Below are 6474 nucleotides of genomic sequence, written 5' to 3'. Positions count from 1 at the left end.
ACGACCCTTGTAGCGGCACGAGTATGCCAGGCTGTTGGTGGTGGGATGCTCGTTCCTATAAGCATGGGCATGCTTTTCAAAGTGGTGCCTCGGGGTCAAATGGGTATGGCCATGGGGACCTGGGGGATATCTGCCATGATGGCTCCGACTATCGGTCCCACTCTGGGCGGTTATCTGGTGGACAACTTTTCATGGAACATGATTTTCTTTATCAACGTGCCTATCGGTCTGGTTGGCATGTTTCTGGCAACTGCATTCCTGCATGAGACACCGTTGCTTAAAGCTAAGTTTGACCTTCCCGGATGCTTGTTGTCCGGAGCTGGCTGTTTTGCGCTCCTGCTGGCTTTGAGTGAAGGGCAGGATAAAGGATGGACTTCTCAGTACATTGTCACTCTGCTGGTGGTGTCCTTTTTTTCCCTGCTCATGTTTGTGTTGTGGGAACTGGGAGAAGAAGACCCCATGCTTGACGTGCGTATGCTGGCCAACCCGGTTTTTGCAGTAAGCCTTTTAATCACTTCTGTGGTGGCCATTGGCCTTTTTGGAGGCCTTTTTCTGGTACCCATCTTTACTGAAAACCTGCTAAATCTGACACCAACGCAGACGGGCTTGCTGCTGATGCCAGCAGCACTTACCAGCGGTCTGATGATGCCCATCAGCGGCCGGTTGTACGATAGAATTGGGGCGAGACCCCTGGCCCTGGTGGGGCTGTCGGTGGTTGCCTTTACTACATGGCAGCTTCACAAACTGAGTCTCGACACTTCTACACACTGGCTTCGAATGGTAATGATGTACCGCTCTCTGGGTATGGGGCTGGCTATGATGCCCATCAGTACGGCTGGCATGGAGTCAGTTCCAGCCAGGCTTTCCGGACGCGCCTCATCTTTTAACAACCTGGTGCGCCAGGTCTCGGCTTCTTTTGGTATAGCCATTCTTACTTCTCTGATGACCAAACGCCAGGTTTATCATTTCGACTGGATGAGAGATAGTTGTAGCTGGTCATCGCCAGTGGCTTATGATATCCTCCAGCAGGTTAAGCAGGCCTTGAATCTGTCCGGCGATCGTACCCTGGCCGTCCTCGGCATGGTAGCTCAGCGTATAGCCACGGCCAGTGCCATTGGGGACTGTTTTGTTGTGAGCACTCTGATGGTAGTGGTGGCTATTCCACTATGTCTGTTCTTAGGTAAACGAGTGAAGGTTGCAGAAAAGGGCAAGGTTGCTTGAAATCGGGGGAATTCCCAGCTGAGATCTTAAAAAAGAGAGAGGAGAGCCCATGTTTAAAGTTGTGGTTACCAAAAAAACGATAAGTGTTGCGGCGGTTGTGGTTCTGGTCCTGATTGTCCTGACAGGTATTTTCCACAGACACCAGCATTCTTCCACTTTTGCCAGGGGGCAGGGCATGCAGGCTGTACCTGTCCAGACGGTAACAGTCCAATCAGGGGATCTGAGTGACGTGAACACTCTGACAGGAACCATTTCCGCCAGCCTGCAGACGGCCGTAGGTACCAAGATATCAGGTAAAGTACAAGCAGTGTACGCAGACATAGGACAGGCTGTGCACAGGGGGCAGGTGCTGGCCCGGCTGGACCCGAGTGACTTACAAAAGCAGCTGGCACAACTGCAGGCCCAGGTAGCGGTGGACGAAGCTCAAGTGCAGAGCGCGCGGGACAATTTTGCAAATTCTCTGAGCCAGGCCAGAACGGCCTTAGAGCAGGCCCGGGCTAATTATGAACAGGCTCTGGCTGACTACAGGCGCTATGAAACCCTTTACGACAATGGTGCCGCTACGCAACAGCAATTGGAAGAAGCTCGTTTAAAAATGGACAATGCCAGGTCACAAATGCAGGCGGCAGAGAAAGCTTATGAAGTGACACAGAAAGGGGACAGTGTAACACTGGCCACGGCTACCCTGAAAAAAGACCAGGCGGCTGCTGCTATTATTGAACAACAACTTAACGAACTAGCTATTACCTCACCAGTAGATGGAGTAGTGGCGAGTAAGAACATTGAAATTGGAGAAATGGTCTCGCCCCAGACAGTCCTGTTTAATATTGCGCAGATTGACCCCGTACTTGTCACTGTAAATGTAACTGAACAGGTTATCGCTGGAATCCACCCCGGTACGCAGGCGAAGGTTACCGTGCCGGAATTGGGAGAAAAAGTCTTCAACGGTACTGTAACCAGAGTGGGTCCGGTGCTTGATCAAGCCAGTCATGCCTACCCGGTGAAGATACAAATTGCCAACCCTGATCAAAGGATGTTGCCTGGAATGACAGCTACAGTAATCTTCAACGGCCTCAATACCAAAGCGGGAATTATCATCCCTGTACAAGCGATAGTGGAAACTCCCGAGGGGAGTGAAGTCTTTACTGTATCAAAAGGTGTAGCGCATATGCATATTGTGCAACTGGGAGCTGTGTCCAGTGATAAAGCGGTGGTGGTAAGCGGTTTGAATCCCGGCGAGCAACTGGTGGTCAACGGTCAGAGCCTGCTTTCTGACGGCAGCAGGGTACTTGTTGTAAAAAAGCTTCAGAGGCTGGCGCTAAAGGATTAATCAACCAGATCAAGCGGCGGGGGGCCAGACAATGAAAGTAGCAGATGTTTCCGTAGACCGGCCGGTGCTCATTTCCATGATTATGGCTGCGCTGATCATTCTTGGGCTGGTGGCGCTGCCCCTTTTGCCGGTGGACCTTTATCCAAACCTGGATATTCCAGTGGCTATAGTTTCTACGTCCTGGAGCGGAGCTACGCCCACTGTGGTGGAAGAACAGGTTACCAAGCCTGTTGAGCAGGTTATGAGTACTGTACCGGATGTTAATGAAGTGGACTCTATTTCCCGCAACGGCCAGTCGGTAGTTATAGTACGTTTCAATTACGGTACTGATATGAATCAGGCCGTAGCCAGTATGCGGGATAAAGTTAACCAGGTTGCGAGCAAGTTGCCTTCAGACGCCAGCGCGCCCATGATTATGCGCATAGACCCGAACAGTATGCCCATCATGACCCTGGCCCTGTCCGGGAAAAACGCCTCCGTAGAGCAGTTGAAACAACTGGCAGACGATGTGGTTACGCCACGGCTGCAACAGGTGAGCGGGGTATCGGCAGTTAATGTAAACGGTGGTAAAACGCGGCAGATTCAGGTAGTGGTGGACCCGGCACGATTGCAAAATTACGGACTGTCTATCACCCAGGTAATCCAGGCCCTGCAGAACAACAACTTGCAGGGCGATGCCGGTTTGGTAAATAAAGGCGACCAGGAGATCGACCTGCACGTCAGCGGCCAGTTTGTCACACCCGGTGACGTGCTCAACGTAGCGGTACCGCTGCCTGCCGGGGGGACAGTTAAAATTTCTGATCTGGCACAGGTATATGATACCTATGCCGACATAACGGAACTGGCCCGGGTTAACGGCTTGCCCTGTGTGAGTCTGGATATTATGAAAGTATCCGGTGGTAACACAGTACAGGTCTCAAGTAACGTTCAGAAAATCATTCCAGCCATAAACCGGGTTTTGCCACCCGGAGTGAAGTTAACTGTCATAAGCGACCAGGCTGAGTACATAAAACAATCCATCGATACAGTGGTCAACCACACGCTGCTGGGTGGTGTGTTTGCGCTTATAGTGCTCTGGCTATTCCTGCGGCGGGTGCGTACCACGGCAGTAATTGCCATCGTCATTCCCATTGCTATGATCTCCACCTTTGCCGCTCTGTATTTTGCTGGTCAGACTATCAACACTATTTCGCTGGGCGGTTTGGCTCTGGGGATGGGTTCTCTGGTGGATTTTGCCGTGGTGGTCATTGAAAGCATTTTTCGTTACCGGGAAGCTGGTTACGGAGCGGTAGATGCGGCCAAGCAGGGTACGGCCGAAGTGGGTACTGCAGTCATGGCCAGCGCCCTGTCACAGATAAGTGTTTTTGCTCCGGTAGTTTTCATGCAGGGGTTGGCCTCCCAGCTTTTCATGCCCATGGCGCTGGCAGTGGTATTCTCCCATCTGGCCGCACTGGTGGGAGCGCTTACCCTGGTTCCCATGTTGGCGGCAAAACTAATGCGGGGCAGTTCTTTCAGTGTGGACTTAACCAGTGGGAGCAGGTGGAATCCTTCTGTTGTTTTTACAAAGGGCATTGAAAAATTAAAGTCACAGTATGGAACTCTCTTGCGTTGGGCTTTGAGCCACCGCAAAACCGTACTGGGCGGTACTGCCCTGATGCTGGTGATAAGCCTGGCTATAATCCCTGTGGTTGGATTTGAATTAATGCCCAACCAGGATCTGGGCCAGTATTCAGTTCGTATTACCCTGGACCAGGGAACGAAGTTAGCCGTCACTGATCAGGTAACCGGACAGATCGAGCGGCTTATCCGCCGGATGCCGGAGACGGATACTGTTTACACCGTAGTGGGTAGTCCTGGGGGAAACTTTATTTCCTCCCAGGCAGCTACCAACACGGCCAGTATCAATGTTGTTCTCAAACCCCTGTCCGAGCGCAAACGCACTGTGTTCCAGGTGATTGAAGACTTGCGAAGGAAAGTGGCCTTAACTCCGGGCGCGCAGATCAACATTCAAGCAGCCCAGCTTAGTTTTATGCGTTCAGGTGCACCCATCCAGGTAGTTATCCAGGGTAACGATTTAAACGTGTTACGTGAATTGGGGGACCTGGTGGCCAGTCAGATTGAACAGGTACCAGGTACTCGCAACGTTTTGAATACAATGGACAGAACCAGCCCCGAATACGATGTAATTATTAACCGGGCACAGGCCGCCAGGTACGGTATCACTGTGCAGCAAATTTTAAATACCCTGCACGCAGACTACAATGGGACAAAAGCTACCAGTTATAACGCTGGTTCCACTTCGGTGGATGTAGTAGTTAAATTGCCGGAAGATCTTACTCGCGATTATGACCATCTCGACAACATAACTGTGGTTAGTCCATCTGGAATACAGGTTCCTATCACAGCACTGGCTACAATTAAACCTGCCGCCGGGCCAGTGGTTATTAGAAGAATCAACCAGATGCGCCAGGTGACAGTACAAGCCGATGTTTTTGGCCGCAGCGTGGGTCAGGTGCAGCGTGACATTCAGGCTCGTTTGAATCAACTTCAATTGCCTGCTGGCTATAGCTGGCAGTTCGGCGGTCAGGCGCAAGATATGGCTTCATCATTCAGGTCCCTTGGACTCGTTATGCCCTTGGCCATCATTTTGATGTACATGGTTATGGCTGGACAGTTTGAGTCGCTGTTTAGCCCATTTATCATCATGTTTTCTCTGCCGCCGACCTTTGTGGGTATTATGCTGGGACTATTAACGATGCACTATGCTATCAGTGTGAACGCTTTGATCGGGGTGATCATGCTTATTGGTATTGTAGTAAATAATGCTATTGTACTGGTGGATTATACCAATCAGCTGCGCAGAAGAGGACTGTCCACCAGGGAAGCCCTCTGTCAGGCCGGACCGGTGCGTTTGCGTCCGATTTTGATGACCACCTGTACCACGGTACTGGCCATGTTCCCTTTAATGCTGGGCTATGGTGAAGGAGCTGAGGCTCAGGCACCCATGGCTGCGGTAGTAGTCTTCGGTTTAACCCTCTCCACCATGGTTACACTGGTGCTTGTGCCGGTGATGTATACGATAATCGAGGATCTGGGGCTACGCTTGCGCAAGCTCTGGCATGAAAAACTGCAGAGAGAAACAAAACCAGCAGGGGGTTCAGTGCAATAATCGTTTTCAGCACCCGGCACTTTGAACCCACACAGATGGATCATGGCCTTGCCACAAAGGAGTGGCGGGGACTTCCTCCCGCCCTCTGAAGGGAACCGGACTTCCTGCAGCGGTTTTTACGAGGGGGTGCTCTTATATTATGAGACGTGCAGAACAAAAAAGTTATTCTGGACGGGCGCTTCTTTTGTTGCTGGTGTTGCTGGTAGCGATAATGGCGGGGTGCGGTAATTTTTCAACGACTGGTTCTTCTGCACCGGCAAGCGGTGCCGGGGTACTACGAGGCAACAACAATACAGTGCAGAGTTCGGGGCGCAAAATCTGGAATGCGCCCACGGCAAAATTGTTTGGGACTTTGAGAAGGGTGGAAGAACTGGCCAGAGACAATAATTACCCACTAACCGCAGAGCAAGCGAAAAAAATCCTGCCCATCGTTAAGGACATTGCTGCACAGAAAAATATTACCACCGGTTATGCAGCCGAAAAACAAAAAGAAATTATGGCCGTTCTCAGTCCGGAGCAGCAAAAACTGATTAGCACTCCACCACAAAGACCAGCCAGGCCAGGAGATGGTAAGGGAAATGCCAGTCACCAAAGACCGAATGTCAATAATGGTAAAGGTGACCAGGCCAATTTTCAAAAAAGACTCCTGGAGCGTGTGATATCAGTCCTCCAACAGAAAGCTGGCAGTTAATCAATCTACTAGGAGACTGTTGCAAAACTCCTTACCACCCATAGGAATCTAAGGGAAACAGGA

General features: G+C 51.1%; 4 protein-coding genes. All 4 read left to right on the top strand.

Annotated elements, in window-relative coordinates; translation table 11 throughout:
• Nucleotides 1–1221 (top strand): DHA2 family efflux MFS transporter permease subunit (locus ACPLUI_RS09540; protein WP_424660031.1); only part of this gene is annotated, 1221 nt, incomplete at its 5' end.
• Between the two features lie 49 nt (nucleotides 1222–1270).
• On the top strand, nucleotides 1271–2551 hold the full coding sequence (locus ACPLUI_RS09535; RefSeq protein WP_424660030.1) for an efflux RND transporter periplasmic adaptor subunit: 1281 nt from the start codon (nucleotides 1271–1273) through the stop codon (nucleotides 2549–2551).
• A gap of 31 nt (nucleotides 2552–2582) precedes the next feature.
• On the top strand, nucleotides 2583–5720 hold the full coding sequence (locus tag ACPLUI_RS09530) for an efflux RND transporter permease subunit (protein ID WP_424660029.1): 3138 nt from the start codon (nucleotides 2583–2585) through the stop codon (nucleotides 5718–5720).
• A gap of 187 nt (nucleotides 5721–5907) precedes the next feature.
• Nucleotides 5908–6411, top strand: a complete 504-nt coding sequence (locus tag ACPLUI_RS09525; protein ID WP_424660028.1) for a hypothetical protein — start codon at nucleotides 5908–5910, stop codon at nucleotides 6409–6411.
• Nucleotides 6412–6474: the final 63 nt, after the last annotated feature.

Origin of the sequence: Desulfofundulus sp. (genome assembly GCF_049701015.1) — a bacterium.
GTDB lineage: Bacteria > Bacillota > Desulfotomaculia > Desulfotomaculales > Desulfovirgulaceae > Desulfofundulus.
The sequence above is the reverse complement of the archived record's forward strand: the minus strand, read 5'-3'. Positions and strand labels throughout refer to the sequence as shown.